Source organism: Roseisalinus antarcticus, assembly GCF_900172355.1.
Lineage (GTDB): Bacteria > Pseudomonadota > Alphaproteobacteria > Rhodobacterales > Rhodobacteraceae > Oceanicola > Oceanicola antarcticus_A.
In genome coordinates this window covers 189,474-216,204 of sequence record NZ_FWFZ01000001.1, presented here as the reverse complement: position 1 = coordinate 216,204, position 26,731 = coordinate 189,474, and the positions used below count along the sequence as shown (strand labels likewise).

General features: G+C 67.6%; 25 protein-coding genes and 1 pseudogene. 14 read left to right on the top strand and 12 right to left on the bottom strand.

Translation table 11 applies throughout. The features are described 5' to 3' along the window. Positions 1-10 precede the first annotated feature (10 nt). From ROA7023_RS01030 to miaA, 3 genes are all read right to left on the bottom strand, one after another. Entirely contained in the window at positions 11-1,066 is a 1,056-nt protein-coding gene (locus ROA7023_RS01030) for an ABC transporter permease (protein WP_085877136.1), read from the bottom strand. 226 nt (positions 1,067-1,292) lie between these two features. Next, entirely contained in the window at positions 1,293-2,108 is an 816-nt protein-coding gene (locus ROA7023_RS01025; protein WP_085877428.1) for a helix-turn-helix transcriptional regulator, read from the bottom strand. A gap of 101 nt (positions 2,109-2,209) precedes the next feature. Further along, complete coding sequence (miaA, locus tag ROA7023_RS01020; protein ID WP_085877135.1) at positions 2,210-3,082, bottom strand: tRNA (adenosine(37)-N6)-dimethylallyltransferase MiaA; 873 nt, start codon at positions 3,080-3,082, stop codon at positions 2,210-2,212. A 109-nt stretch (positions 3,083-3,191) separates the two neighbouring features. Here miaA and pyrH point away from each other — a divergent pair, with 109 nt between their 5' ends. The 9 genes from pyrH to ROA7023_RS00980 all read left to right on the top strand — a co-directional run bounded on the left by pyrH (position 3,192) and on the right by ROA7023_RS00980 (position 12,263). Continuing rightward, the gene (gene pyrH, locus ROA7023_RS01015; RefSeq protein WP_085877134.1) at positions 3,192-3,917 is read left to right on the top strand and encodes a UMP kinase; all 726 of its coding nucleotides are present in this window, start codon (positions 3,192-3,194) and stop codon (positions 3,915-3,917) included. Between the two features lie 157 nt (positions 3,918-4,074). Beyond that, positions 4,075-4,638 (top strand): ribosome recycling factor, encoded by a 564-nt coding sequence (gene frr, locus ROA7023_RS01010; RefSeq protein ID WP_085877133.1) that lies wholly within the window; start codon positions 4,075-4,077, stop codon positions 4,636-4,638. A 132-nt stretch (positions 4,639-4,770) separates the two neighbouring features. Further along, positions 4,771-5,493, top strand: a complete 723-nt coding sequence (uppS, locus tag ROA7023_RS01005; RefSeq protein WP_085877132.1) for a polyprenyl diphosphate synthase — start codon at positions 4,771-4,773, stop codon at positions 5,491-5,493. Positions 5,494-5,497: 4 nt separating this feature from the next. Then, the gene (locus tag ROA7023_RS01000) at positions 5,498-6,301 is read left to right on the top strand and encodes a phosphatidate cytidylyltransferase (protein ID WP_085877131.1); all 804 of its coding nucleotides are present in this window, start codon (positions 5,498-5,500) and stop codon (positions 6,299-6,301) included. Then, positions 6,298-7,467: a 1-deoxy-D-xylulose-5-phosphate reductoisomerase gene (dxr, locus tag ROA7023_RS00995; protein ID WP_085877130.1), complete on the top strand. Its 1,170-nt coding sequence runs from the start codon at positions 6,298-6,300 to the stop codon at positions 7,465-7,467. The genes ROA7023_RS01000 and dxr overlap by 4 nt, the downstream gene beginning before the upstream one ends. A gap of 48 nt (positions 7,468-7,515) precedes the next feature. Further along, positions 7,516-8,850 carry an RIP metalloprotease RseP gene (gene rseP / locus ROA7023_RS00990; RefSeq protein WP_085877129.1) on the top strand — a complete coding sequence of 445 codons (1,335 nt, stop codon included), beginning with the start codon at positions 7,516-7,518 and terminating at the stop codon, positions 8,848-8,850. Between the two features lie 90 nt (positions 8,851-8,940). Further along, complete coding sequence (locus ROA7023_RS25445) at positions 8,941-9,075, top strand: hypothetical protein (protein WP_268807960.1); 135 nt, start codon at positions 8,941-8,943, stop codon at positions 9,073-9,075. Positions 9,076-9,207: 132 nt separating this feature from the next. Further along, a complete protein-coding gene (bamA, locus tag ROA7023_RS00985; protein ID WP_085877128.1) occupies positions 9,208-11,538 on the top strand; it encodes an outer membrane protein assembly factor BamA in 2,331 nt (776 codons plus the stop codon). After that, complete coding sequence (locus ROA7023_RS00980; RefSeq protein ID WP_143535405.1) at positions 11,538-12,263, top strand: OmpH/Skp family outer membrane protein; 726 nt, start codon at positions 11,538-11,540, stop codon at positions 12,261-12,263. The genes bamA and ROA7023_RS00980 overlap by 1 nt, the downstream gene beginning before the upstream one ends. A gap of 10 nt (positions 12,264-12,273) precedes the next feature. Here ROA7023_RS00980 and ROA7023_RS00975 read toward each other — a convergent pair whose 3' ends face one another. From ROA7023_RS00975 to ROA7023_RS00935, 9 genes are all read right to left on the bottom strand, one after another. Then, the gene (locus ROA7023_RS00975; protein ID WP_085877127.1) at positions 12,274-12,621 is read right to left on the bottom strand and encodes a cupin domain-containing protein; all 348 of its coding nucleotides are present in this window, start codon (positions 12,619-12,621) and stop codon (positions 12,274-12,276) included. After that, entirely contained in the window at positions 12,614-13,279 is a 666-nt protein-coding gene (locus ROA7023_RS00970; RefSeq protein WP_085877126.1) for a cysteine hydrolase family protein, read from the bottom strand. Before ROA7023_RS00970 ends, ROA7023_RS00975 begins: the two co-directional genes overlap by 8 nt. After that, positions 13,279-14,805: an ABC transporter ATP-binding protein gene (locus ROA7023_RS00965; protein ID WP_085877125.1), complete on the bottom strand. Its 1,527-nt coding sequence runs from the start codon at positions 14,803-14,805 to the stop codon at positions 13,279-13,281. The genes ROA7023_RS00970 and ROA7023_RS00965 overlap by 1 nt, the downstream gene beginning before the upstream one ends. Further along, positions 14,802-15,482, bottom strand: a complete 681-nt coding sequence (gene biuH / locus ROA7023_RS00960; protein ID WP_085877124.1) for a biuret amidohydrolase — start codon at positions 15,480-15,482, stop codon at positions 14,802-14,804. Before biuH ends, ROA7023_RS00965 begins: the two co-directional genes overlap by 4 nt. Further along, a complete protein-coding gene (locus tag ROA7023_RS00955; RefSeq protein ID WP_085877123.1) occupies positions 15,479-16,489 on the bottom strand; it encodes a formamidase in 1,011 nt (336 codons plus the stop codon). The genes biuH and ROA7023_RS00955 overlap by 4 nt, the downstream gene beginning before the upstream one ends. Before the next feature lie 9 nt (positions 16,490-16,498). After that, positions 16,499-17,425 (bottom strand): ABC transporter permease, encoded by a 927-nt coding sequence (locus tag ROA7023_RS00950; RefSeq protein WP_085877122.1) that lies wholly within the window; start codon positions 17,423-17,425, stop codon positions 16,499-16,501. Beyond that, positions 17,425-18,477: an ABC transporter permease gene (locus tag ROA7023_RS00945; protein ID WP_370739188.1), complete on the bottom strand. Its 1,053-nt coding sequence runs from the start codon at positions 18,475-18,477 to the stop codon at positions 17,425-17,427. Before ROA7023_RS00945 ends, ROA7023_RS00950 begins: the two co-directional genes overlap by 1 nt. A gap of 58 nt (positions 18,478-18,535) precedes the next feature. Beyond that, entirely contained in the window at positions 18,536-19,660 is a 1,125-nt protein-coding gene (locus ROA7023_RS00940) for a BMP family ABC transporter substrate-binding protein (RefSeq protein ID WP_085877120.1), read from the bottom strand. Between the two features lie 135 nt (positions 19,661-19,795). Further along, a complete protein-coding gene (locus ROA7023_RS00935; RefSeq protein ID WP_085877119.1) occupies positions 19,796-20,692 on the bottom strand; it encodes a LysR family transcriptional regulator in 897 nt (298 codons plus the stop codon). 122 nt (positions 20,693-20,814) lie between these two features. Here ROA7023_RS00935 and atzF point away from each other — a divergent pair, with 122 nt between their 5' ends. The 5 genes and pseudogenes from atzF to ROA7023_RS25630 form a co-directional block, all read left to right on the top strand. Further along, positions 20,815-22,611 (top strand): allophanate hydrolase, encoded by a 1,797-nt coding sequence (gene atzF / locus ROA7023_RS00930; protein WP_085877118.1) that lies wholly within the window; start codon positions 20,815-20,817, stop codon positions 22,609-22,611. Between the two features lie 144 nt (positions 22,612-22,755). Beyond that, positions 22,756-23,709: a TAXI family TRAP transporter solute-binding subunit gene (locus tag ROA7023_RS00925; RefSeq protein WP_234991983.1), complete on the top strand. Its 954-nt coding sequence runs from the start codon at positions 22,756-22,758 to the stop codon at positions 23,707-23,709. A gap of 56 nt (positions 23,710-23,765) precedes the next feature. Beyond that, on the top strand, positions 23,766-24,179 hold the full coding sequence (locus tag ROA7023_RS00920) for a DUF1850 domain-containing protein (protein WP_234991968.1): 414 nt from the start codon (positions 23,766-23,768) through the stop codon (positions 24,177-24,179). Positions 24,180-24,185: 6 nt separating this feature from the next. Then, the gene (locus ROA7023_RS00915; RefSeq protein ID WP_085877115.1) at positions 24,186-26,180 is read left to right on the top strand and encodes a TRAP transporter permease; all 1,995 of its coding nucleotides are present in this window, start codon (positions 24,186-24,188) and stop codon (positions 26,178-26,180) included. Further along, positions 26,135-26,692, top strand: a pseudogene (locus ROA7023_RS25630) (transposase); the annotation flags it as partial. The gene ROA7023_RS00915 and the pseudogene ROA7023_RS25630, both read left to right, overlap by 46 nt. Positions 26,693-26,731: the final 39 nt, after the last annotated feature.

Sequence of the window (26,731 nt, the reverse complement as noted above, 5' to 3'; positions counted from 1 at the left end):
TGGGGCTCCTTCACGAAATCCGGATGCGGGGGTTGAGATAGACATAGCCGATGTCCGAGATCAGCTGTGTCACGAGCACGACCACGACGGACACGACCGACACGCCGAGCAGCAGCTCGATGTCGTTGTTCCCGGCGGCCTCCACCAGGGTCCAGCCGAAGCCCTTGTAGTTGAAGATCGTCTCGACGATGACCACGCCGTTCAGCAGCCACGGGAACTGCAGCATGATCACCGTGAAGGGCGCGATCAGCGCGTTGCGCAGCGCATGGCGCAGCACGATGTTGCGGAACGCCACCCCCTTGAGCCGGGCGGTGCGGATATATTGCGCCGTCATCACCTCGGTCATCGAGGCGCGGGTCATCCGGGCGATATAGCCCATGCCGTAGAGTGCGATGGTCATCACCGGCAGGGTGAAGTTGCGGAAGGTGGCGTCCTCGGCGGCGCTGGTGGCCGAGCCGATGAACCATTGCAACCCCACCGCCGACGAGGCGAAGACCGCGATGAACACCACGCCCGACACGTATTCCGGCGTCGCGGTGGTGATGATCGAGGCGGTCGAGAGCATCCGGTCGGTCCGCGATCCCTCGCGCATCCCCGCCAGCACGCCGATCAGAAGGGCGCCGGGCACCATCACCACCATCACCCAGAACATCAGCTTGCCCGTCAGGCCCAGCCGGGTGCCTATGATCGCGCTCACGTCGTCCTGGAACCGGGTGGAATAGCCCCAGTCGCCCTGCAGGATCCCGCAGTAGCTGACCGCGTCCTCGGGCAGGGCGCCGTCCTCGATCTCTCCGTGACAGCGCGACCGGACGGTGCCGTCGCGATCCTCGATCACCCAGCCCGGCAGGACGCCCAGCCACTGGCCGTACTTGACCGGCGTGGATTGCAGATAGCCGCGGTCGGTCAGGTAGCTGGTGACCGCCTCGTCCGACATCCGGAAACTGCCTTGGGTCTTGGCCAGCTTTTCGAGGTTGGGATAGAGATTCGTCAGCGTGAAGACGATGAAGGTGAGACACAGGGCGGTCAGCAACATGACGCCGAGCCGCCGCAGTATGAATAATCCCATCACGCCCCCAATTGATCCGCCGGCCTCGCCCGGCATCTTGCCCGGACCCTCCCGTTCACCCGTTTCGTGCCATTGCGCCCCCTTTTTTGCCGGAGGTCAACGGCGCAGGGCCTTATTTCGGCTCTCGAAAACGACATTTGACATGTCGCGGGTGACATGTCGCGGGCCGACACGCCGCGCCCTGCGGTCCGTCTGTCGCGTTTCCGGGCGGACCGTTGGCGCCGCGTCAGCCGGCGGATTTGCGGAAGGCCGAAGGTGTCATGCCCGCCGCGGCCTGGAAGCTGCGGGTGAAATAGGCCGCCGAAGCGAAGCCCAGGCCCTTGGCGATCTCGTTGACCGGGCGGCGGGTGTCGCGCAGCAGGATCCGCGCCTCGTAGTGGATGCGGTCGTTCAGGATCGCCAGCGCCGAGCGCCCGCAGGTCTGTTTGCAGACCCGGGTGAGGTGGGTCGGCGTGACGCCCAGCTCGGCGGCCAGTTCCGACACGCCCAGCGAGTTGCGGAACCGCCGCTCGACCAGGTCGGAATAGGCCGCCGAGAGGCGCGCCTGGCTGGTCTGGCGGCGGTCCTCGGCGGGCAGGCCGTCGCATTGCCGCTCGAAAAAGACCGACAGCAGGCCCGCGTGGTAATGCGCCGCCCGGGTGTGCCCGGTCCGATCCGAGCGCAGCTCTGCCTCGAGCTGGTCGAAGATCTGGGCGAGTTCCTTCTGGGCGACCACGTCGCGCAGGCGCAGGTGCACCGGCTCCTCGGGCCATTCGTCGGCCATCGCGAGGGGCAGGGTCAGGATCTGGGCATAGACGGTCTTGCCGACCTCCATGCCGTACATGGTGCCTGCCGGCACGAACAGCAGGTTGTTGGGCCCATAGCCAGAGGTCAGCCCCGCCAAGGTGATCCGTCCCTGTCCCTTGGCCACGAAGATCAGCCGAGGACTTGCATGGGCGCGCATGGCTTCGGTGCGCCAGCGCGAGCCGTTCACCCCATGGCCGATCGCGCGCAGGTCAAGCCGGTTGTCCTGAACGCCCAAGATCGTCTTTGCGAGAGTCATCGCGTCCCCGATGTTCGTTTTGGTCAAGGTCGCGTCGGGATAGCGGGTCAATCAAGCCAAAAGATGTCGAAAAAGGCGAAGAGCTGTGGACAAGTCTGTGGTTAACCTGTGGACGGCAAGTGGATCGGGGTCCAGTTTTTCATGCGATTGCGGAACCATGTCCGCTGCCGTTTCGCATATTGTCGTGTTGCAATTATGGCAGCCTCGCGTGCCCGATCGAGAGGCAGTGTGCCGTCCAGATGGGCGATCAGTTCGGCGGCGCCGATGGCCCGGGCGCTTTGATGGCCGGGGGACCAGCGCGGACGCAGAACCGCGGCCTCGTCCAGCACGCCGGCGGCCAGCATGGCGTCGAAGCGGCGGGCAATGCGGGCGTTCAGCCAGTCCACCTGCGGGCGCATCACTAGCGGCACGGCATCCGCCAAAGGCAGGTCCGGGGGGGGTGTGTCGGCCTGCCAGTCCGCCATCTCGCGCCCGGTGGCGCGGGCGACCTCCCAGGCGCGCTGGACCCGGGCGCGGTTGCGCAGGTCGATGCGCGCCGCGGTGCGGGGGGCGAGCCCGGCGATCAATTCCTCCAGCGGCAGGGCGTCGGCCTCTCTGCGCAGCTCGGGCGGGGTGGCGGGGATCTCTGCCAGCCCGTCGGTCAGCGCCGCGAAATAGAGCCCGGTGCCGCCCACGAGGATCGGCCGCTCGGCCCCCCCGAGGAAGGCCCGCGCCTCGCGCAGCCAGGCGCCGGTGGAATAGTCACCGTCAAGCGGCACGTGCCCGTAAAGCCTGTGCGGCGCCCGGGCGAGGGCCGCGTCATCGGGCCGGGCCGTCAGCAGGCGCCAGCCCTCGAAGACCTGCATCGCATCCGCATTGACGATGACGCCGCCGCCGGTCTCGGCGATCCGCAGGGCAAGCTCCGATTTCCCGCTGGCGGTCGGCCCGGCGATCAGCACGGGCCGGTCGGGAGGGATCCCGGAGAGCGCAATCATGCTGCGCCGCGGAAAGTGTTGTGCTGCACCATGCCGAATTGGGTCCGTGCGCCATTGAACATGGCGCCCTTTTGGGACATTTTGCGCCCGACCGAAAGAGGAGCACCCGATGAGCGACACCGAGAAACCGGCCTTCGACAGGGTGCTTCTGAAAATCTCGGGGGAGGCGCTGATGGGCGACCAGGGCTACGGCCTGCATCCGCCCACGGTCGAGCGCATTGCCCGCGAGGTCAAATCGGTCCACGACCTGGGCGTCGAGATCTGCATGGTGATCGGCGGCGGCAACATCTTCCGCGGCCTCGCCGGCGCCGCCCAGGGGATGGAGCGGACGACCGCCGACTACATGGGGATGCTCGCCACCGTGATGAACGCGCTGGCCGTGCAATCCGCGCTGGAAGAGCTCGGCGTCTTCACCCGCGTGATCTCGGCGATCCGGATGGACGAGGTGGCCGAGCCATACATCCGCCGCCGTGCCGTCCGCCACCTCGAGAAAAAGCGCGTGTGCATCTTCGCCGCCGGCACCGGCAATCCGTATTTCACCACCGACACCGCCGCGACCCTGCGGGCCAACGAGATGGCCTGCCAGGTGATCTTCAAGGGCACCAAGGTCGACGGCGTCTACGACAAGGACCCGGCGAAGCATCCCGATGCCAAGCGATATGACGAGGTGACCTACGACGAGTGCCTGCAAAAGCACCTTGGGGTCATGGACGCCTCGGCGATCGCGCTGGCGCGGGACAACGACCTGCCGATCATCGTGTTCTCGCTCGACGAGCCCGGCGGCTTTCGCGGGATCCTCGCGGGCGAGGGGACCTATACCCGCGTCCACTCCTGACATGCGCCGCCGGGCCGGTTGCGGCGCTGGCCTTCGGCGCAACGCCCATGTTCTTTGCGCAAGCCGTGCGTCCCTCCGGTCTATACAGCCCGTTTCGCCGGCGTTATAGGGTGTCGAGGCCGCAGAATGGCGGCGAAGACGACTGGGCAGGCACGACATGGCAGATGAATTTGAGCTAGATACAGACGATCTGACGCGCCGGATGGACGGCGCGATCGCCAATTTGCGCACGGAGTTCGCCTCCCTGCGGACCGGCCGCGCCTCTTCCTCGATGCTGGAGCCGATCCAGGTCGAGGCCTATGGCCAGATGACGCCGATCAACCAGGTGGGCACCGTGAACGTGCCGGAACCCAGGATGGTGACGATCAACGTCTGGGACAAGAGCATGGTCGGCAAGGTCGAGAAGGCGATCCGCGAAAGCGGGCTGGGCATCAATCCGCAGTTGAACGGCACCATCATCATGTTGCCGATTCCCGAGCTCAACGAAGAGCGGCGGCGCGAACTGACCAAGGTCGCCGGGCATTATGCCGAGAATGCGCGCGTTTCCATCCGCAACCTGCGCCGCGACGGCATGGACCAGATCAAGAAGGCCAAGGCCGACGGCCTTTCCGAGGACGACCAGAAACTCTGGGAAGGCGAGGTCCAGGATCTGACCAATACCTACATCAAGGCCGTCGACGACGCGCTGGAAAATAAGCAAACGGAAATCATGCAGGTGTAAGGGCCTCGGCGGGGCGCACCTCCTGCGGGATGCGGGGGGCGGGCCCTGGCGGATTTCGCACCCGTCCTCCCGCCAAAGCGGCGGGGCGCGGCAAGGAAAAGTGGCCCGCAAGGGCCGGTGGAGTGACAAGCGATGGCGAAGGACGAGATTCCGACAGGGCCGCGCCACGTGGCGGTCATTATGGATGGCAACGGACGCTGGGCCGTCAAACGCGGCCGGCCGCGGCTGTTCGGGCACCACGCCGGGGCGAAACGGGTCCGCCAGATCGTCGAGGCCTGCCCGGATTACGGGGTCAAGTACCTGACAATCTTCGCCTTCTCGACCGAGAACTGGAAACGCACCCAGACCGAGATCGCCGGGCTCATGGGGCTCTTCCGCCGCTACATCCAGGGCGAGGCGCAAGAGCTTTTGCGCCGCGGTGTCCGGGTCCGCTTCATCGGCGACCGGATCAAGCTGGACGAGAAGCTTGTCGCGCTGATGGACGAGATCGAGCTGGTGACCGCCGACAACGACCATGTCCACCTGACGGTCGCGCTGAACTACGGCGGCCGCGACGAGGTCACCCGCGCGGCCAAGCGGCTCGCCTTCGAGATCGAGCAGGGGCGGCTGACGCACAAGGATGTCGATGCCGAAACGCTCGCGCGGTTCCTCGACACTCGGTTCCTGCCGGACCCCGACCTGGTGATCCGCACCTCGGGCGAGGCGCGGATCTCCAACTTCCTGCTGTGGCAGGGGGCCTATGCCGAATACGAATTCGTCGACACCCTCTGGCCCGATTTCACCGCCGAGGAATTCGGGCGGATCGTCCGCGCCTACGGCGGCCGCGAGCGCCGCTTCGGGGCCGTGAAGGCCTGAGCCGTTGACCCGAAGCAGCACGGACATCGCCCGCTGGGATGACCTCAGGGTTCGCGTGGCCTCGGCCAGCGGAATGGTCGTGCTGGGCATCGCGGGGATCTGGGCCGGCGGCGTCTGGTTCCAGATGCTGGTGGTCTTTGCCACCGCCGTGATGATCTGGGAATTGTGGATCATGATACACCCGGACCGGCCGACGGTTGGCATGTTGCTGGCCGCCCTCGTGGCCTCGGTCCTGTCCGGCTTCCTGACCGTGGACCGGGCCTGGTTCCTCTTCTTCCTGCCCATCGCCCCCCTGATCGGGGCGGCGGCGTCGCAGCGCGAGCGGGTGACCTTCGGCCTCTTCGCGCTGATGATCCAGGCGGCGGGCTGGGGGCTGGTGATGTTCCGGCAGGACTACGGCGCGATCTGGCTGTTCTGGCTGGTGCTGGTGGTGATCGTCACCGACGTCGCCGGCTATTTCGCGGGCCGCGCCCTCGGCGGGCCGAAGTTCTGGCCCGCGGTCAGCCCCAAGAAGACCTGGAGCGGCACGATCGCCGGCTGGATCGCCGCCGCCCTGGTGGGGCTGATCTTCTGGGCCGCGACCCCGGCGGGCCTGGCCATCGTGGCGCTGTCCACGGTCCTGAGCCTCGCGGGGCAGATGGGCGACATCGCCGAGAGTGCGCTGAAGCGGCGGATGGGGGTCAAGGACAGCTCTGCCCTGATCCCCGGCCACGGCGGGCTGTTCGACCGGTTCGACGCGCTGCTGGGGGCCTCGATCACGATGCTGTTGATCGCGCTGCTGTTCGATGTGCCGGGGCTGGCTTTTTGAGGCGCGTCAGCATCTTCGGGGCAACGGGCTCGATTGGGCGGAACACGATCGACCTGATCGACCGCGACCCGGACGCCTATGACGTGGTGGCCCTGACCGGCGGGCGCAACATCGACCAGCTCGCGCGGGACGCGCGGCGGCTGCGGGCCGATCTGGCGGTAACCTGTCACCCCGAGCTCCACGACGATCTGCGCGAGGCGCTGGCCGGGTCGGGGACCGAGGTCGCCGCCGGCCCCGAGGCGCTGCGCGAGGCCGCGCAGCGCGAGGCCGACTGGGTGATGTCCGCCATCGTGGGCGCCGCGGGTCTGGTGCCGGGGCTGGAGGTCATCCGCCGCGGCGGCACGCTGGCCCTTGCCAACAAGGAGACGCTGGTCTGCGCCGGAGCGCTGGTCATGCGCGAGGTCGCGGCCCACGGCGCACGTCTGCTGCCGGTCGACAGCGAGCATTCGGCTGTCTTCCAGGCGCTGATCGGCGAGGATGCCGCCGCCATCGAGCGCATCGTCATCACCGCCAGCGGCGGGGCGTTCCGGGACTGGCCACTGGACCGGCTGGCCCGCGCCACCGTGGCCGAGGCCTCGTCGCATCCGAACTGGGCGATGGGCCAGAGGATCACCATCGACAGTGCCTCGATGTTCAACAAGGGCCTCGAACTCATTGAGACCAAGGAGTTCTTTCAGGTCGCCCCCGACCTGATCGAGGCGGTGATCCACCCCGAAAGCCTGATCCACGCCCTCGTCGGCTTCAACGACGGGGCGCTGATGGCCCATGTGGGCCCGCCGGACATGCGCCACGCGATCGGCTTCGCGCTGCATTGGCCGCAGCGCAAGACGCTCCCGGTCGAGCGGCTGGACCTCGCCAAGATCGGCCAGCTGACGTTCCGCGCCCCCGACCTCGCGCGCTATCCGGCGCTGCGCATCGCCCGCGAGGTGATGGAGGCCGGCGGCCTCAGCGGCGCGGTGTTCAACGCGGCCAAGGAACGGGCGCTCGACGGGTTCATCGCCGGCCGGATCGGGTTTCCCGACATGGCGGCCGTGGTCGAGGAGACACTGACGCGGATGTCAGCGGACACCGGCCTTCAAATCGCCAATTTCGACCTAGATATGGTGTTGCGGATAGACGCAGACGCCCGCCGCACCGCCGATGAAATCATCGACGAGCGGGCATGAGCAAGACCTGACAAGACTTGACAATACCTTGACAAGACTGAGAGACCTTTGGACCTGACCCAGATTCTTCCGCAGTTCGGCGGCTTTGCCTTCACAATCCTCGCCTTTGTCCTGGCATTGTCGATCATCGTGGCGATCCACGAATACGGCCATTACATCGTCGGCCGCTGGACGGGCATCCATGCCGAGGTCTTCTCGCTGGGGTTCGGCCCCGTGATCTGGTCGCGGGTGGACAGCCGGGGCACCCGCTGGCAGGTCGCGGCCTTGCCCTTCGGCGGCTACGTCAAGTTCCTGGGCGACGCGAATGCCGCCAGCGTCGGGACCGATGGCGCGGTGGCCGCCGCCGACAGGCGCCGCACGATGCTGGGCGCCCCGCTCTGGGCGCGGGCGGCGACGGTGGCCGCGGGGCCGGTCTTCAACTTCGTGCTGTCCTTCGCGATCTTCGCCGCCGTGATCCTGGTACAGGGGCGGGCCAGCGATCCGCTGACCATCGCCGAGCTGCGCCCGCTGCCGCCCGGCTACACCCAGGAGCTGCAGCCCGGCGACCAGATCCTCGCCATCGCTGGGCGCGAGGCGCCGCCGCTCGACGCGTTCGATCCGTTCCTGGACGAGCTGCCGCTGGAGCCCACGCTCGACTACCGCGTCCTGCGCGCGGGTCAGGAGATGACCGTCGCCGGCCCCTATCCCTATCCGCCTGCCGTGGTCAGCCTCAGCCCGCAATCGGCGGCGATGGATGTGGACATGCGGGTTGGCGACGTGATCCTCGGCGTGGACGGGCAGGAGGTCCGGACCTTCGAGGGGCTGCGCCGGATCGTGGCGCAATCGGACGGTGCGCCGCTGGGCCTCGAGGTCTGGCGCGACGGCACCATCATCGACTTCACGCTGGTGCCGCGCCGGGTCGATCTGCCCAGGGCCGAGGGCGGCTTCGAGACGCGCTACCTGATCGGGGTCACGGGCGGGCTGTTCTTCGACGCCGAGACCGAGAGCCCGGGCCTGGGGGAGTCGATCGGCTACGGCGTCTCGCAGGTCTGGTTCATCGTCAAATCGTCGCTCTCCGGGCTTTGGCACATGCTGACCGGGGCGATCTCGACCTGCAACCTCTCCGGTCCCGTGGGCATCGCCGAGACCTCGGGCGCGATGGCCAGCCAGGGGGCGCAAAGCTTCATCTGGTTCGTGGCGGTCCTGTCGACCGCGGTTGGCCTGCTCAACCTCTTTCCGATCCCGGTGCTGGATGGCGGCCACCTGGTCTTTCACGCCTACGAGGCCCTGCGGGGGGCGCCGCCAAGCGACAAGGCGCTGCGCGTGCTGATGGCCGCGGGGCTGTCGATTCTGCTGACGCTGATGGTCTTCGCGCTGGCCAACGACCTAATCCTTTGCCCATGAATCTTCCCGTGAGCGTCACTTTGCCGCCACATTTCGGAGGCAGTCTTGAGGGATTGAAAGTTCTCTCTCAGCACTCCTCAAGGAAGATCCATGCAGACCCTGAACCAAGGATACCGCGGCGTTTCGTTGCTCATCGGCCTGAATTGGGATCGTCTGCTGTATCTGGTGACCATCGCAGGTGCACTTTGGGCAGGCGCGATGATCGGAAGTCTGTCCGGCCTCTAGTGACGACCCAGTCAGAGACGACCCGGTGAAAACGGGTTCGCGTGCGCCCTCGGGCGCACGTTCTCGTTTTGACATCACCTCACGTTCCCGATACCAGAGATCGTGTTGGGGAAGTCTGTACGGACGGGAATTATGATGAGACGCCAGAGCCGCGCGACCGCGCGGATGTTCGACGCAAGATGGCTGTTTGCCATATCCTTCCTGTTTCTTTGCATCGGCACCTTGGCCGCATCGGCGCAGACCTACCGCTTCGACTCGGTCTCGGTTCAGGGCAACCAGCGGATCGAGACCGCCACCATCCTGAGCTATGCAGGCATCTCCCGGGGCGAGGCCGTGTCCGCCGCCCGGCTGAATGACGCGGGCCAGTCGATCCGTGCCTCGGGCCTGTTCGAGCGGGTCGAGGTCGCGCCCCAGGGCAGCACCCTTATGATCCGCGTGGCCGAGTATCCCACGATCAACAGCGTCAGCTTCGAGGGCAACCGGCGGCTGTCCGACGAGCTTCTGGCCGGCGCCGTGCGCAGCCAGGCCCGGTCTGTCTATTCGCCGTCGCAGGCCGAACAGGACGTCGCCGCGATCACCCAGCAATATGCCCAGGCCGGCCGGGTCGGGGCGGTGGTGCGCCCGGCGCTGATCCGGCGCGACAACAACCGCGTGGATCTTGTCTTCGAAGTGGCCGAGGGCGGCCTGTCCGAGGTCGAGCGGATCTCTTTCGTCGGCAACCGCACCTTCTCCGAGCGGCGGCTGCGCGGCGTGCTCGAGACCAAGCAGGCCGGTGCGCTTCGGCTTCTGGTGCAGCGCGACACGTTCTCCGAAGAGCGTCTGGCCTTCGACCGGCAGGTGCTGACCGATTTCTACAATTCCCGCGGCTACGTCGATTTCCAGGTGCAGAACGTCGACGTGTCGCTGACCCGCGAGCGTGACGGCTATCTGATCACCTTCTACGTTCAGGAAGGCCAGCAGTTCCGCGTCGGCAATGTCAGTGTCATCAGCGAGATCGCGGGCGCCAACGCGGCTGAATTCCGCAACGCGGCCCGGCTGCGCTCGGGCGTCGTCTATTCGCCCACCCGGATCGAGAATGACATCGCCCGGATGGAGCGGCTTGCGATCCGCAAGGGCCTCAGCTTCGTCCGGGTCGAGCCGCGGATCACCCGCGACGATCGCGGGCTGATCCTGAATGTGGAATACGCGCTTGTCCCGGGCGAGCGGATCTTCGTCGAACGGATCGACATCGAGGGCAACACGACCACGCTCGACCGTGTGATTCGCCGCCAGTTCCGCACCGTGGAAGGCGATCCGTTCAACGCCCGCTCCATCCGCGAAAGCGCGGAGCGGATCCGGGCGCTCGGCTATTTCGCCAATGCGTCGGTCGATGCGCGTGAAGGCTCTTCGCCGGACCAGGTAGTGGTCGACGTGAACGTGGTGGAACAACCCACCGGCTCGCTGTCGTTCGGCGCCAACTTCAACAGCGACAACGGTCTCTCGCTGATCGCCAGCTTCTCCGAGCAGAACTTCCTCGGGCGCGGCCAATCGCTGAGCTTCGACGTCTCGGCGGGCGAGAACACGCGGAACTTCTCGTTCTCCTTCGCCGAGCCGGGCTTTCTGGGGCGCGATCTGCGGTTCGGCTTCTCGGCCTCCTACCGCACGACGGACAATGCCAACGCGCTCTATGACACGACCACGGCGCGGGTGAGCCCGGGCCTGGCCTTCCCGATCAGCGAGAATGGCCGTCTGACCGTCTTCTATGCCTTCGAGTTCACCGACATCACCGGGATTTCCGGTACGCGCACGGATCCGCCGGAGGACCGCGCCAGCCTCGTGATCTTCGAGGAGGGCGACGCCGGCGGGGTCGCGACCCATTCGCTGGGCTATTCCTACAGCTTCGACACGCGGCGCTCGGGCCTCGACCTCACCTCCGGCGTGCTGCTGCGCTTTGGCCAGGAATTCGGGATCGGCGACAGCGATTTCGTCAAGACCTCTGCACTGGCCAGCGCCGAGACACGCGTCTTCAACGAAGAGATCACCCTGCGCGCGACGATCGAGGGCGGGGCGCTGGATTACGCCAACAACGACAGCCGCGTGACCGACCGGTATTTCCTTGGCTCGCGGGTGTTCCGCGGGTTCGATCCCAAGGGCATCGGCCCCCGGGACGCCGAGACCGGCGACGCGCTCGGCGGCAATTTCTACGCCGTGGCACGGGTCGAGGCGGAGTTCCCGCTTGGCCTGCCGGAAGAATACGGCATCACCGGCGGTGTGTTCCTCGACCACGGCTCGGTCTGGGACGTGGGCGACGACCACGGGGTCGATGTGCTTTACAACGACTACACGGCGCGGACCGTCGCGGGCGTGTCGATCTTCTGGACGACGCCGATCGGTCCGCTGCGGTTCAACTTCACCGAACCGCTCGACGTCCAGGACGAGGACCGGACCAAGGCCTTTGACGTGACGATCTCGACAAGCTTCTGATGTGCATTGTCCGGGCACTGGTGCAGGCCGCGGTCCTTCTGGCCGCGGCCTTGCTGCATCCGGGAGGCGTGGCCGCCCAGGACGTGCAGTTCCCGGTTCAGGACCCGGAGGTCGTGCGCAGCCCGGTGCTGACGATCGACCCTGACCTGCTGTTTTCCGAATCCATGTTCGGCCAGCGGATCGCGGCCGACATCCAGAGCGAGACCGAGGCGCTGGCGGCCGAGAACCGCCGCATCGCCGATCAGCTGGAGGCCGAGGAAAAGGCCCTGACAGAGGCCCGCGCGAGCATGGAGCCCGAGGAGTTCCGCGCCAAGGCGGCCGAATTCGACACCAGGGTGCAGGACATACGCCGGGCCCAGGACGCCAAGGAGCGCGACATCGGCACCCGCGTCCAGGAGGCGCAGGAGGCGTTTCTGAACGTGGTCCGCCCGATCCTGGGCCGGTTGATGATAGAGCGTGGCGCCGCGGTCATCCTCGATCGTCGGACGGTCGTTCTGGGCGTCGGCGCGGTGGACATCACCGAGACTGCGATCACCAGGATCGACGCGGAAATGGGCGACGGGCCGGGCCTGCGCGTTCTCGAGAACGACCCAGGGGGCGAGGGCACCCCCCCGCCCGGCGCGGACCCGACGCCGGGTGTCGATGACACGACGCCCCCCGGCACGGAGCTGATGCCACCCGGCGATGACACGGCCCCGCCCGGCGACGCACAAGCGCCGGAATAGGCCGCGCCGGTCAGTCCACGAATTCCACCGGCCGTTCCCACTGGATCAGCACCGTGCAGCCGTCCTCGGACCAGACCCGGTGGACCGAGCCCTCGGGGTTCAGGACAAGAGCGCCCGCACCATAGCGCCCGCGGTCGTCGCTCTGACTGCCCGACAGGACCAGGATCGTCTCGAGGCCGGTATGGCGATGACGCGGCACCGAGGCGCCCTTCGCATAACGCAGCAGCGCGAGGGCCGGGGCCCCCCGCAGCAGGTGACAGATGTCGACCCCCTCGCGGAACGGCTCGAACGTCATGGAGGCCCAGCCGTCGGGCAGCAGGCCGGCGAAAACCGTGGGCACGTCTGCGGAGTCAGACATCGAGCGCCTCGACGATTGCGGCGGTTGGCGCGGCCCAGCCGACGATGCCGCCCTGGGCGGTGATCATGCGAATGGCGGCCTCCTTGAAGTCGGGGAAATAGCTCTCGGTGGCGTCGGTCGCGATCAGGCATTCGTAGCCCCGGTCGTTGGCCTCGCGCATGGTGGTCTGCACGCAGACCTCGGTGGTGACGCCGGCGAAGACCATCTGCCTTATGCCGCACCTTGTCAGGATCGCGGCCAGGTCGGTGGCATGGAACGCGCCCTTGCCGGGCTTGTCGAGGACGATTTCGCCGGGCAGGGGGGCAAGCTCGGGGATGATATCGGCCCCCGGCGCACCCGCGATCAGGACGCGGCCCATGGGCCCCGCGTCGCCGATCCGCAGGCTGGGGGCGCCGCGCAGGCGTTTGGCGGGCGGACAGTCGGACAGGTCGGGCCGGTGGCATTCGCGGGTGTGGATGATCGGCAGACCGGCGGCGCGAAAGCCGTCGAGCAACTGCCGCACCGTCGGCACGATCGCCTGCAGCAGCGAGACATCGTTGCCGAGGCTCGCGCCGAAACCGCCCGGCTCGATGAAATCGCGCTGCATGTCGATCACCACGAGGGCGAGCGTGCCGGGATCGAAGGTGAAGTCGAAAGGGTCCGCGGGGATCGTCGCCATCAGCCGTGCCCCGCCATGTGCTGCCCCAGCTCGGTGACATTGGCCGTCTCGATCGGAGTCTCGAACGACACCCGCCCCTCGGACATCACCAGGATGCGGTCGGACAATTCCATGATCTCGTCCAGGTCCTCGCTGATCAGCAGGATCGCCGTGCCCGTGTTGCGCGCCTCGATCAGCCGGTCGCGGATCGCCGAGACCGCCGAGAAGTCGAGCCCGAAGCAGGGGTTGGACACGATCAGCGCGTCGACCTCGCCCGAGAGCTCGCGGCCCAGAACGGCGCGTTGCACGTTGCCGCCCGACAGCGACGCGATGCGCGCGGCCGGAGAGGCGGTCTTGACCTTGAACGCCTCGATCAGCGCGGTGGCATTGCGGGCAATCGCGCGGCCGTCCTTCCAGAAGGCCGATCTGCCGCCCGGGCCCTCGTCGAACATCCGGAAGGCCAGGTTCTCGGCCACGCTCATCCTGGGGGCGCAGGCGTTGCGCAGGGGCTCTTCGGGCAGGTAGCGCAGCTTGTGGGCCCGCGCCTCGGCCCGGGTCATGCCGAAGGGCTGGCCGTTGAGGCGGATCTCGCCCCCGGTCAGGCGCCGCTGGCCGGTGAGGATCTCCATCAGCTCCATCTGGCCGTTGCCGGAGATGCCGGCGATGCCGAGGATCTCGCCGGAATGCAGGGTGACCGCGTCGATCTCGATGGTCTTGAGGCCGGAGCTGTCGACCGCCTTGACGCCCTTCAGGGTCAGGACCGGGGTCTTGACCGTCTCGGCGCGATTGCGCTCGCTGACCTCGGGGGCCGCGCCCATCATGGCGCGGCTCATCTCCTCGATCGAGATCTCTCCAACCTTGCCGCCGCCGACATATTGCCCGCGCCGCAGGATAGAGACCTCGTCGGCGAAGGCCGTGACCTCGCGGAACTTGTGGGTGATCATCAGCACCGTGATCTCGCCCGCCCGGGTCATGGCGCGGACATAGCCCAGCACCTCGTCCGCCTCGGCCGGGGTCAGCACCGAGGTCGGCTCGTCCAGGATCAGGAAGCGGTTGCCGAGGTAGAGCTGCTTGACGATCTCCAGCTTCTGCTTTTCGCCGGCGGCCATACGGCTGACCGGCTGGTCGAGCGGGACCGAGAACGGCATGGTCTGCATGAAGGCGTCGAGCCGGGCACGCTCTGCCCGCCAGTCGATCACCGCCGGCACGTCGGCGCGGCTGATCACCAGGTTCTCGGCGCCGGTCAGCGAGGGGACCAGGGTGAAATGCTGGTAGACCATGCCGAGGCCAAGCTCCTGCGCGGCCTTCGGGTCGGTCATCTGCGCGTCAAAGCCCTCGACCAGCATCTCGCCCGAGGTGGCGTGGTAGAAGCCCATGATGCACTTGACCAACGTGGATTTGCCGGCGCCGTTCTCGCCCAGCAGCGCGTGGAACGAGCCCGCCCTGATCTTGATCGAGACATCGTCGAGCGCGGTGAAATCGCCGAACTTCATGGTCATGTGGACGGCTTCGACGGTGATCGCGCCCCTGGGCTTGCGGCCGGTCATCCGGGCAGCCCCGCGATCAGGCTGGCGCTGTCGCTGACCGCGCCGAAGACGCCGCCCTGCATGGTGACCATCTTGATGGCGGCGGCATGGTTGCCCGCGTCGGTCGCGCCGCAGCAATCCTCGACGATGACGCATTCGAAGCCGCGGTCGTTGGCCTCGCGCATGGTGGTCGAGACGCAGACATCGGTGGTGATGCCGGTCAGGATCAGGTTCTCGATCCCGCGCATCCGCAGGATCAGCTCCAGGTCGGTGGCACAGAAACTGCCCTTGCCGGGCTTGTCGATGATGGTCTCGCCCTCTTGCGGATAAAGCTCGGGGATGATGTCCCAGCCGGCCTCGCCGCGGATCAGGATCTTGCCGCAGGGGCCCGCGTCGCCGATGCCCGCGCCGATCTGCTGCGAGCGCCAGCGCTTGTTCGGCGGCAGGTCGGCAAGGTCAGGGCGGTGGCCCTCGCGGGTGTGAATGATGTGATAGCCCTTGGCGCGCATGTTGGCCATCAGCGCCTTGATCGGTCCGATCGGGGCCTGGGTCAGCGACAGGTCATAGCCCATGTGATCGACATAGCCGCCCTTGCCGCAGAAGTCGGTCTGCATGTCGATGACGATGAGCGCCGTGTTCTCGGGCCGCAGATCGCCGTTCCAGGGCCAGGCATAGGGGGTGCTGGAGATCGTCGTCATTCCGCGGGCTCCTTTTCGCCATACATCCGGTTGGGCAGGGGAAAGCCGAAGCCGGTGCCGTCGGTGACCTTGACCGCGTATTCCCACGGCAGGCGGTAGGCGCCCGCCGCAAGGTCGGTCATGTAGGTGTAGGGGCAATCCTGTGCGCCGCCCTTCACGGCGACATAACCGCGGTGGCCGAACTGGTAGGGGTTGTTCTCGACCCCCCAGCCGATCCGCGCCTCGCGCACCAGGTCGGGGCGGACCTCGGCGGTGATGATCTCGTCCGCGCGGCCGGTCCTGCCATGGGCGACGACGGTGCCCTCGTGGTCGACGATCATGCCTTCGCCCATGCTGTCGAAGGTCCCGTCCGATCCGCACATGCAGACATTGGCCGTCACCATCAGGTTGCAGAAGCTGTTGGCCTGGTTGGTAAAGCGCCAGGCCTCGCGGATCGGCGCGGTATAACCGGCGGTGCGGAGCATGATCTCTGCCCCCTTGTAGGCGCATTCGCGGGCCATCTCGGGGAACATGCCGTCATGGCAGATGATCAGCGCGATCTTCGACCCGTTCGGCCCGTCGCAGACCGGAATGCCGGTGTCGCCCGGCTCCCACGGCTCTACCGGAACCCAAGGGTGCATCTTGCGGTAGTAAAGCCGCACCGCGCCCTGGTCGTCGATGATCAGGCCAGTGTTGTAGGGATAGCCGCCGAGGTTCAGCTCCATGATCGAGAAGCAACCCCAGATGGCGTTGTCGATGCAGGCCTGTTTCAGGGCGGCGACCTCGGGGCCGTCCATCGTGCACATGATCTCGGGGTTGGTGTCCATCGACAGGCCGTGCAGCATGTATTCGGGGAAGACCACCAGGTCCATCGTGCCCTGGTTGCGCCGCGCCTTGGCGACCAGCTCCACCACGCGGGCGGTCTGGGCGGTCAGCTGGGCCTTGGTCTCGACCACCGGCAGCTGTAGCTGCACGAGGCCGATGACCACGCCGTTGTCGGATTTGTTCAGTCCACCTAGTCCGTTCATTGTTGGTCCTTATTTCGTCAGGCTGAGCGCCAGTGGTGCGCCTTGCATGGCGCGGTCCGGCGAGGAGGTCAGGATGAGAAGGCCGAGCGTCAGCACGTAAGGCGCCGCGAAGAAGAGGTAATACCCTTCGGAGACGCCGACCGATTGCAGTGCGGGGCCCAGCGCGCCCGCGCCGCCGAACAGCAGCGCGGCCCAGAAGCAGTTGATCGGGTTCCAGCGGGCGAAGATCACCAGGGCGACGGCCATCAGGCCCTGCCCGGACGAGATGCCCTCGCTCCAGCTGCCGGGATAGTAGAGCGACAGATATGCCCCGCCGACCCCCGCCAGCGCACCGCCCGCCCCGGTCGCCAGCAGGCGCACCACGTCGGGGTTCAGGCCGATGGCCCGGGCCGCGTCGGTGCTGTCGCCCACGACCCGCACCACCAGCCCCACCCGGGTCGATCTGAACATCCAGGCCATGACCAGGGCCAGGATCCCGCCGGCGATGAACAGCACGTTGACCTGCAGCGCGGCCCGGACCTGCGGGATGTCGGACCACCAGCCGAAACCGATGGCGGGCAGGTCGGGGGCCACCGGCTGGATGTAGGGTTTGCCCAGGAAAAACGCGAGCCCCATGCCGAACAGCATCATCGCGATGCCGACGGCGATGTCGTTCACGCCCTCGAACTTGCAGATCCAGCCGTGGAACAGCCCGAAGAGCATCCCCGCGACCGCCGCCGCCAGCACGCCGATGAAGGGCGATCCGGTCTCGTAGGCCATGGCGTAGCCGCTCATCGCGCCGAAGACCAACGTGCCCTCCAGCCCCAGGTTGATGCGGCCGGAGCGTTCCGTCAGGCATTCGCCCAGCGACACGAAGATGAACGGGGTCGAGACCCGGATCGCGCCGCCCAGGATGGCAAGCGGGACGCCCCAGAGGCCGATATCGACAGGATCCATCAGCGGCGCTCCCAATAGGCGGGGGTGAAGATGGCGAAGCGGCCGTAGAGGGCCTCGCTCAGCAGGATGATGATGAAGACCATGCCCTGGAACACCAGGATGGTGGCGTCGGGCAGGTCCATCCGGCGCTGGATCAGGCCGGAGGAGGCCTCGAACCCGCCCAGCAGGATCGCCACGGGAAAGATCGCCAGCGGATTGTGCCGGGCGAGGAAGGCCACCAGGATGCCGGTATAGCCGTAGCCCGCGATCAGCGAGCCATTGGCCGAGCCGTGCACGGCCGAAACCTCGAAGAACCCGGCGAGCCCCGCGAAGGCGCCCCCCAGCGCGGTGAAGCCGATCACCAGCGGGCCCACCGGCAGGCCCTGCACCTGGGCCGCGCGAATGTTGTCGCCGGCGATGCGGGCGGCGAAGCCGAGCGTCGTCTTCTCCAGCAGGATCCAGCAGAGGATGCAGGCCAGCGCCCCCGCCACCACGCCCCAATGGGCGGAGATGAAGGGCATGTCTCCGACCCGAAGGCTCTCGGCCAGCGGCGCGGTGGAGGGCTTGTTGAGGCTGCCGGGGTCGCGGAACAGTCCCTCGACGAAATGATTGAAAAGCGCGATGGCGATATAGGCCATGAGCAGCGACGAGATCGTCTCGTTCACGCCGCGCTTGATCCGCAGCGCCCCGACCGCCCCGATCCAGAGACCGCCAAGCACCATGCCCGCGGCGGCCATCAGCCCCATGCCGAGCACGCCCGGCAGGCCGCCCACGGCCAGCCCGGTGACACCCGCGGCCAGGCCGCCCAGCACGATCGCCCCCTCGCCGCCGATCACCACGAGGCCCAGCCGGGCGGGCAGGGCGACACAGAGCGCGGCCAGCACCAGTGGCGCCGAGCGCGACAGGGTGTTCTGCCAGGAGAAGGCCGAGGAGAACCCGGCCTTCCACACCAGCGCGAAGAATTCCACGGGCGACTTGCCAAGGACCAGCAGGAACAGGCTGAAGGCCGCGAAGCCCGCCAGCAGGGCGCCGAGCGGAATCACCACCGCCTCGGCGCCCAGCATCAGGCGCATCAGCGACTGACCCCGGGGCTTGCTGTCTTGACCTTCGATCTGTCCCGCGCTGCTCATCTCAGCGGGTCGAGCCGAGGACGCCCTCGACGAGGTAATCCATGCTTTCCAGCGCGATGTCGGTCTCGACGAAGGCCTCGCCCGCGGCCGCGATGACGTTGCCCCGGTTGTCGTTCAGCGGCCCCTTGATGGCGGCAAAACCCCCGGCCTCGATCTCGGCCCTGGTGGCCTCGAACTGGGCGCGGGCGGCGTCGGACACGGCCGGGCCGAGCGGGCTCATCTTGATGAAGCCCTCTGCGAGGCCCCCGCGCACGAAGTTGTCGATCGGCTCTCCCGCCTGGGTCTTGGCAACCATGTCGGTGTAGATCCCGGCCCAGTTCCACTCCGCGCCGGTGAGGTAGAGATCGCCCGCCAGCGGCGACTGGTCGGCGTGGTAGCCGCAGACATAGGCGCCGCGCGACACGGCGGTCTCGCAGACCCCCTTCGGTCCGTCCACGTGGCAGGTGATGACGTCGGACCCCTGGTCGGCCAGCGCGTTGGTGGCCTCGGCCTCCTTCACGGCCATCGACCATTCGCCGGTGAAGATCACCTGGCAGGTGATGCTCGGATCGACAGTGCGCGCCCCCAGCAGGAAGGAGTTGATGTTGTTCAGGACCTGCGGGATCGGCTTGGCCGCGACGAAGCCGATCTTCTTGCTGGCGGTGGCGTGGCCGGCGGCGATGCCGTTCAGGTACTGCCCCATGCCGATGTAGCCGAAGTAGGAGCCGATGTTGGCGGGGTTCTCGGGCGTCCACAGACCGCCCGCATGCTCGAAGCGAATGTCGGGATACTTCGGCGCAACCTCAAGGATATGCGGGTTGAAATAGCCGAAGGAGGTCGGGAACAGCAGCTGTGCCCCGTCGAAATTGATCATGGATTCCATGGTGTTCTGGACGTCCTGGCTTTCTGGGACGTTCTCTTCCTCCAGAACGGTGACACCCTCCATCGCCTTGACGGCGGCGGCGCCTTCGGCATGGGCCTGGTTGTAGCCGAAATCGTCCTTGGGACCGACATAGATGAAACCGACGGTCAGCGCAGTTTGGGCGACGGCGGGCCGGGCGGACAGCCCGCCCAGCGAGGCCGCCGCGAGCGAGGCGGCGGTCGTGCCCAGAAACCTGCGCCGATTGAGGGACTTGGGAGTGTTCATTCATGTGCTCCAGCAGCTATGGCGCCCCGTCCCATGACGGGGGCGAACCTATGACGACTCAAAGGTTACGGCTTGGGACCGCTGTTTACGTCTGCTTAATTTTCGGCAACCCGATGCAAAAAATGCAGCGCTCTGTCAGGTCATATCGCCCAGCACCCGGGCCAGCCCCTGGGCAAATCTGGCCGAGGCGACGGGCAGGGTCCGCCCGCGCATCTGCCCCAGCAGCAGGTTGCCCGCCGGCAGATCGCGGGTCGACAGCGGGCGGATCACGAGCTCGTCGACCTCGTCCACGTTCAGGCCGATGGGGATCTGGAAGGCGATCGCGTTCTCGTGCCGCACGTAGTGACGCATGAAATCGAAGCTGTCGGATTCCGCGATCGGCCGGATCGTGCGCGACCCCCGCGCCACCGCCATGTCCAGCATCGCCCGCACCCCGTATTGCGCCGTCGGGACCAGATGCGGCTGGTCGAGGCAGTCGCGCAGGCGCACCTCTCGCTCGGCGGCCAGGGGGTTGTCGCGGCGCATGATCGCGTGGATCACCTGGGGCACGGCCATCAGCACTTCGAAATCCACCAGGTGGACGGGCTCGAACACCAGGGCGAGGTCGCTGCGGAAGGTGGCCAGTTCGCGCTCGGCGGCCTCGCGGTCGCGCACCACGACCGAGAAGGTCACGCCGGGATGGTCCCGGCGGTAGGCCGCGATCTGGGCCGGCAGGAAATAGGGGATCAGCGCCTGCGAACAGGCCAGCGTGATATGCCCGCGCCGCTCGCCCGAGAGGTCCGCCACGTGGCTCTGCACCCGCCGCAGGTCCGAGGCCTGCGCACGGAAGTGCTGCATCAGCAGCTCGCCCGCCGGGTTCAGCTTTACCCCCCGGGGCAGCCGCTCGAAGATCTCCGAGCCGAACTCCTCCTCGAACCGCTGGATCCGGCGGTTGAGGGCCGAGGCGGTGATGTTCATGTCATCGGCCGCCTTGCGGATCGACCCGGCCTTCATCACCCCTTCGATATAGCGGAACGTCTGGAGATGTTTCATGATGCCCCCGGAGAGCGCTGCATTTTTTGCATCGCTTTTGTGAATTCTTAGCGATTGTATATGTCGGCGCAACGGCTGACCTATGGCCAATCGCAGGGCCAGACCGGCAGAGGAGCACGTTCATGTCCGAGATCCCGATGACCATCCCCGACCTTCACGCGGCCTATGCCCGCGGTGTCACCCCGGGGGAGGTGATCCGTCAGGTCTATGCGCGGCTGGCGCAGGTCGACGATCCGGGCATTTTCCTGTCGATGCCCACCGAGGACGCCGCCCGCGCCGAGGCCGAGGCGCTGGGGCCCTTCGACCCGGCAAGGCCACTCTGGGGCATTCCCTTCGCGGTCAAGGACAACATCGACGTGGCCGGCCATCCGACGACGGCGGCCTGCCCGGCCTTTGCCTATACGCTCACCGAGGATGCCTTTGTGGTGGCGCGGCTGCGGGCGGCGGGGGCGATCTTCGTCGGCAAGACCAACCTCGACCAGTTCGCGACAGGGCTGGTGGGCGTGCGCACGCCCTACGGCGCCCCGCGGAACGCCATCGACCCGCTGATCGTTCCGGGCGGCTCCTCCGCAGGATCCGCGGTGGCGGTGGGGCATGGCATCGTGCCGCTGGCGCTTGGCACCGATACCGCCGGGTCGGGCCGGGTGCCGGCCGCGCTGAACAACATCGTCGGGCTGAAGCCGACGCTGGGGGCGCTCTCGGCCACGGGCGTCGTCCCGGCCTGCCGCTCGATCGAGACGATCTCGGTCTTCGCGATGACCGTGCGGGACGCCTATGCCGCCTACCGGGTCTGCAGCGCCTTCGACCCCGCCGATGCCTTTGCCCGCGACATCCCGGCGCCGGACCTTGCGGCCCCCGCACCGGCCCCGGTGATCGGCATCCCCGGCGCCGGCAGTATCCGGTTCTTCGGTGACGACGTGCAGGCCGAGGCCTTCGCCGCCGCCGTCGATCTGCTGCGCGGGCAGGGGGCGGTGGTGCGCGAGGTCGATTTCACCCCGCTCTATGCCGTGGCCGACATGCTTTATGACGGGGCCTGGGTCGCCGAGCGCTATACGGTGATCGAGGATCTGCTGAAGACCGACCCCGAGGCCATCCTGCCCGTCACCCGGCAGATCATCGGCAAGGCCGAGAGCTTGAGCGCCGCGGACGCCTTTCGCGGGATCTACCGACTGAAGGAGCTGGCCCGCGCGGCCGCGCCCCTTCTGGCCGATCTCGACATGCTCTGCGTGCCCACGATCCCGCGCTTCTACTCCGTCGCCGATCTGGAGGCGGACCCGATCACGCCGAATTCCAACCTGGGCACCTATACCAATTTCGTGAACCTGCTCGACATGTGTGCGCTGGCGGTGCCCACGCCTGCCCGCGGCGACGGCCGGCCCGGCAGCGTCACCCTGCTGGCGCGGGCGGGGCAGGACGCGGCGCTCGCGGCGCTTGCGCTGACGCTCGAGGCGGCCGGCGACCGCCGCCTGGGCGCCACCGGCTGGCCCCATGACGCGGGCCCGCCGCTGCCGCCCGCGCCGGCCGACCGGCTGACGCTGGCGGTCTGCGGCGCACATATGACCGGCCTGCCGCTGAACCATCAACTGCTGGACCGGGGCGGGAAATTCGTCCGCCCGGCCCGCACCACCGACGCCTACCGCTTCTATGCTCTGGCGGGCGGCCCGCCGGCCCGGCCCGGCCTGGTGCGCGGTGCCCCCGGCTCCGGCGCGCCGGTGGCGCTGGAGCTGTGGTCCCTGCCTCTGGCCGAGGTCGGCAGCTTTCTGGCCGGCATCCCGGCCCCGCTGGGGATCGGCACGCTGGAGCTGGAGGACGGCGCGACGGTCCAGGGGTTCCTGTGCGAGGCCACCGCCACCCAGGGCGCCACGGATATCACACATCTGGCGAATTGGCGCAGCTACGTGACCACCGTCCCGGCCTGAGATCGGCCGCTGCCGGCCGCCGCCGATCCAAGCGCCGGGGGGCATGGGGGCGAAAAATCCGCCCGAAAGTCCAACAATGTGTTTCCGAACAGGATATTCCGTCTAGAATGGGGGCCGGACCACAGGGAGGACCACATAATGAAGATGATAGCCACTTTCGTCGCCGCGACCATGGCCATGGCCGCACCCGCTCTTGCCCAGCAGCAGCTTTCCGTTGCCACGGGCGGGACCGGCGGCGTCTATTATCCGATGGGCGGCGGCCTCGCCGAGATCATCAACAATCACGTCGAGGGCTACGCCGCGACCGCCGAGGTCACCGGCGCCTCGGTCGAGAACATGGGCCTGATCGCCACCGGCGACGCGGATATCGCCATCGGCCTCGCCGACACCGTCCAGCAGGGCTATTCCGGAACCGGCCGGTTCGAGGGCCAGCAACTGCCGATGCTGCGGGCGATGGGCGTGGCCTATGCCAACATGGTGCAGATCGTCGCGCTGGAAGACAGCGGCATCACCTCGCTGCAGGATCTCGTCGGCAAGCGCGTGTCGATCGGTGCGCCCGGCTCGGGCACCGAGGTCAACGCCGAGCAGATCCTCGGCGCCAACGGCATCACCTATGACGACATCGAAGAGCAGCGCCTGAACTTCAACGAGACCGCCGACGCGCTGGCCAATGGTGATATCGACGCGGGCTTCTGGTCGGTCGGGGCGCCGACGTCCTCGATCCTCAACCTGGCGACGACAAGCAGCATCGTCATGATCGAGCTGAGCGAAGAGGAGCTTGCCGCGGCAGACGCGGCCAACCCGGTCTTCGCGGTGACCTCGCTGGCCGGCGGAACCTACGAGGGCGTGCCCGAGGACATCGCCGTGATCGGTGTGCCGAACGTGCTGGTCGTCTCCTCCGAGATGTCGGACGATCTGGTCTACGCGATCACCAGCGCGATGTTCGAGAACATCGCCGAGCTTCAGGCCGTGCACCCGGCCGCCAACCAGACCACGGTCGAGCTGGCCCTGTCGGCCTCGCCGATCCCGCTGCACCCCGGCGCGATCCGCTACTTCGAGGAAATCGGCGCGACCGTCCCGGACGACCTGCGCCCGTGAGGACCCGGGCCGGAGGAGGGCTTGCGGCTCTCCTCCTTTCCTGGTCCGCAACTTGCTTGCCGGCCGCCACGCTGAGCGTGACCGAGGTCGGCAGCGGACGGACCCTGGCGACATTCGATGTGCCGGACGGGGCCGGATGGTGCGTCCTCTGGCACCATTCCGTGCAAGGCTTCGAGGTCGCGGATTGCTATGAGAACCGCGATGGCCGGATGGTGCTGGTGCGGGCGCATTTGCCCGATTTCGCCGCCGGGCTGGATCACATCCCCGGACGCGGCCGCCAGGTGTCGGACGGCCAGGGGGGCTATTGGATCGAGGATATCGACGAGGCGGTGCCCGGAGACGCCTACGTGCTGCGGCCCGGCGCGGGCTTTGTCGACCACCGGATCCGCATGGGCGAGGCCGAGGTCTCGCTGTCGGGCCAGGTGTCCCGGGCCCGGGCCCGCGTGCGCATCGCACTAACGGGAGACTGACCGGCCATGACAATCGAGACGTCCGAGCGGCCGCCGATGCCGCAGCCCACCGCCGCCACGCCGCGGTTTCTGCTGCGGGTGATCGCGATCGTGGCCATCGCCCTGTCGCTGTTTCAACTCTATGCGGCGGGGCTTCAGCCGCTCGGCCTGTTCTTCCAGCGGCCGATCCACCTGGGCTTCATCCTGGTGCTGTGTTTTCTGATCTTTCCGGTGTTCGGCGACAACCGCCGGCGCGGGGTGCTGGGCTGGGCGATCGACGGCCCGCTGATCGCCTGCGGCCTGCTTGTCGGGGCCTGGGTGCCCGCGAACATCGACATCATCGCCAACGCGATCTTTCCGCGCACCATCGACGTGACCGTGGGCATCATCACCACCATCGTGGTGCTGGAGGCCGCCCGTCGGGCCGTGGGCCTGGGCATGACCATCATCGGCGCGGTCTTCATCGTCTACGCCTTCGCCGGCAACCGCGGCGAATTGCCGTTCCTCGCCGACTGGATGCCCGGCATCCTCAACCACCGCGGCTATTCGCTGGAGCGGCTGGCGAGCCAGCTTACGCTCGGGGCCGAGGGGATCTTCGGCCTGCCGCTGGGGGTGGCTGCGACCTTCATCTTCGTCTTCGTCCTCTTCGGCGCCTTCCTCGAGGTGACGGGGGCGGGCAAGTTCTTCATCGACCTTGCCTATGCCGCGACCGGCAAGCAGCGCGGCGGGCCGGCCAAGGCGGCGGTCATCGCCTCGGCGGGCATGGGGTCGATCAGCGGCTCGGCCATCGCAAACGTGGTCACGACCGGCGCCTTCACCATCCCGCTGATGAAAAAGCTCGGCTACCGCCCCGCGCAGGCCGGCGGGATCGAGGCCGCGGCCTCGACCGGCGGGCAGATCATGCCGCCGCTGATGGGCGCGGGCGCGTTCCTGATCAGCGAATTCACGCGGGTGCCCTATGTCGACATCGTGCTGGTCTCGATCTTTCCGGCCTTCCTCTATTTCGGGGTGGTCTACCTGCTGGTCCATATCGCCGCGGTAAAGCAGGGCATGACCGGGCTGTCGTCCGAGGATCTGCCCAGCGTGCGCGGGGTGCTGGCCGAGGGATGGCATTTCCTGCTGCCTCTGGTGGCGCTGGTCTGGCTTCTGGTCGCGGGCTATTCGCCGATGCGGGTCGGGTTCTATGCGATCCTGTCGGTGGTGGCGGCGGCCTCGGCGCGGGCGCTGTGGGCCTATGCGACCGACGGGCCGACGGCGTCGGGGCTGGCCGCCCTGTGCCGACGCGGCCTGTCGCTGACCCTTCAGGCGCTGGAGCTGGGGGCGCGGAACGCGGTCGCGGTCTCGATGGCCTGTGCGGTGGCGGGGATCATCGTCGGGGTCGTGGGTCTGACCGGGCTGGGGCTGAAGTTCTCGTCGATGATGATCGCGTTCTCGGGCGGCAACATCGTGCTTGCCCTGATCCTGGTGCTGATCGCGAGCCTGATCCTCGGGATGGGCCTGCCGGTCACGGCGGCCTATATCGTGCTGATCATCCTCGTCGGTCCGGCGCTGACGTCGGAATTCGGCATCCCGCTGCTGATCGCGCACCTGGTGGTGTTCTGGTATTCACAGGACAGCAACGTGACCCCGCCGGTCGCGCTTGCGGCCTTTGCCGGCGCGGCGATCGCCGGGTCGAAACCGATGGAGACCAGCGTCCAGTCGTGGAAATTCGCCAAGGGCCTCTACCTGATCCCGCTGTTCATGGTGTTCAACGAAAGCATCATCCTGGGCGGGCCGCTGCCGCTGGTAATCTGGAACGGGGTGCTGGCGGTGGTCGCGCTGACGGCCTTCGCGGCTTGCCTCGAAGGGTTCCTCTTCGCGCCCATGCCGCTGTGGCAGAGGGTGCTGATCCTGCCCGGAGTGGTCGCCGTCTTCTGGCCCGACATGCGGGTGGAGGCGGCGGGCCTCGCGATCCTGCTAGTGGTGCTGGCCCTGAATTGGAGCCGGGGGCGTCAGCCCGCGGCCCTGGGCGGCTCTGCCTGAACCTGAGCCTGGGCCCAGGCCCAAGGCGACGCCTGGAGTCCCCCCGGTTCAGTGGACACATCTTGGCTTTCAAAGGCAGGTGTCCACATGCCGAAAACGCGGACCCCATACCCCGCCGATCTCAGGGATCAGATTGTCGCGTTGGCGCGCGCCGATCGCAGCGTCGAGAGCCTTGCGCGGGAGTTCGAGCCCCGCGCCGCGACCATTGCGGGCCGGATCGGACCGTCCGGGCCGAGGAGCCGAACCGGCTTTGGGTTGCGGATATCACCTGGGTTCCGACCTTGGCAGGCTTCGTCCATCTGTCCGTCGCATTGGATGCCTGGTCGCGCCGCATCGTGGGGTGGTCCGTGGGCCCCGACCTCAAGGCGCAACGCGTCATCGACGCCATGACCATGGCGATCGGCCGGCGACGGCCACGGGACGTCATCCATGATGGCGTTCAGGGGTCTCAATGCACGTCCGTGGCATTCGGGCCGCGCTGCAAGGAAGCTGGCGGGCGTCCGTCGATGGGTTCGGTCGGTGACGCCTCCGACAACGCCTCCGACAACGCC